This window comes from Ligilactobacillus equi DSM 15833 = JCM 10991, assembly GCF_000615765.1.
GTDB classification, from domain to species: domain Bacteria; phylum Bacillota; class Bacilli; order Lactobacillales; family Lactobacillaceae; genus Ligilactobacillus; species Ligilactobacillus equi.
The window spans coordinates 1-1,510 of record NZ_BAMI01000121.1 but is presented as its reverse complement, the minus strand read 5'-3'; the positions used below and the strand labels follow the sequence as shown (position 1 = coordinate 1,510).

Below are 1,510 nucleotides of genomic sequence, written 5' to 3'. Positions count from 1 at the left end.
CCTGCCTCGGTTGATATCTTGATAGAGCTTAGAACGTGTTCCCCGTGTGTACGGAGGTGATCCCGTGAGCCACTTGCGGGCGTCCTTCTTCGTCTTGTGTTCCCCGTGTGTACGGGGGTGATCCTGCGAAAGTATAACTAGAGTAGGAGAAACAAAAGTCAAAGGTTTCTAAGGAGGAATAAATTATGGTGACAAAATCACAAATAAAAGCCTCTCGCAAATGGGAGGAAAAGAATCCGGATAGAAACGGATTCATGAAACTGAAACGGTCAGCGTTCAGTTTCGTTGACCCAAAGCCTGGAAGCGTTGCTGAAAGGCAAATCAACGAGAACCGTGAAGATTATCAGCGGTTTTTGAAAGAGCTTAAAGTTAGCCTTGAAAATAAATTGCGAGAATTTTAGAAAAAGGCTTGTAATTTATAACGGGGTGTTAGTGTTCCCCGTGTGTATGGGGGTGATTCTGGTATGAACGTGACTAAGGGAGATAAGATTACGTATTCCCTGTGTGCATGGTGGATGATTCACAAGAACTCTAATTCCATTGTTTTCTGATTAAATTGGCACTTATAATGGATTGAAGTGCACCGGTTGTCATATTTTAAGATAATGTGATTGCTAATATCAAAAGCCTGGCTAGCGTTTTTTCTCACTTCACCCACCAATGTCCAAGAGTAGAGTGAAATGTTGTATTTACCATACTTAAAATTATGAGGAGGGTTATTAGCTAGTAAGCAACAATTAAAAAGCTAGTAAGTGCCAAGTACTATCCACGATGAGAGCGTTTTTGTAGCGGTATAGAATCTGCGTAAATTATGATAAATATTTTCAACCTTTACCTCTAAATTCTTAGAAATATTTGGGTAAAGTCTCTTTTATGAAAAAAATTGAAAATTACAAAAATCTTCTGGTGGTACAATGGTTATACAGTAAAAATACAATAGTAGTACAAAAAAGGGACCGCGTAAAGTTTTAGTGGACGAAATTGAATAAAAAAAGCCCCCCTAGTGGTAAAATATAGTCGAAACAAATACTCTAGGAGGCTTTTTATTATGCTTAACACTATTATATAACAACAATTTGGTTCTGTCCTAAGTAATGACATAAAATTTTTAAGTTCAAGTATGTTTAACGGGCCTATTAACTTCTCGAATTTGGTGTTTGAAATTAAAAAAGTGGCGCTAGAAATCGGCAGAAATATGCTTAATAGTCTTCTTGAGATGGTAGATAAGGCTCTCAGCCAGTCGCCTAGGGTAAGACATGAATTTGTAATTCGTGATCGCAGAAGTCGTACAGTGGCTAAAAACATGTAGTAACTGGTTGGATGTAGTTGAGGTTTTAGACAAATCCCACGTGGCCAAGGCCTGTCGACTGGCTGTTGGTGGTGGATTTAAATGGAATGGTGAAAATAAACTTAAAAAGTGGGCTTTGTCAGGTGATTGGGACATGGTAAAGCTGTTCAAAAAAGTTTATTTGTCAGACCCAACCATACGAAAAAAGCGCAGAAATACGGC

At 38.5% G+C, this 1,510-nt stretch carries 2 protein-coding genes; both read left to right on the top strand.

Features of this window, described 5'->3' with window-relative positions:
• Positions 1–185 precede the first annotated feature (185 nt).
• A complete protein-coding gene (locus JCM10991_RS11665) occupies positions 186–401 on the top strand; it encodes a hypothetical protein (RefSeq protein ID WP_025021584.1) in 216 nt (71 codons plus the stop codon).
• 870 nt (positions 402–1,271) lie between these two features.
• The coding region (locus tag JCM10991_RS15485; protein ID WP_035189087.1) for a hypothetical protein at positions 1,272–1,510 on the top strand (239 nt) is incomplete at its 3' end.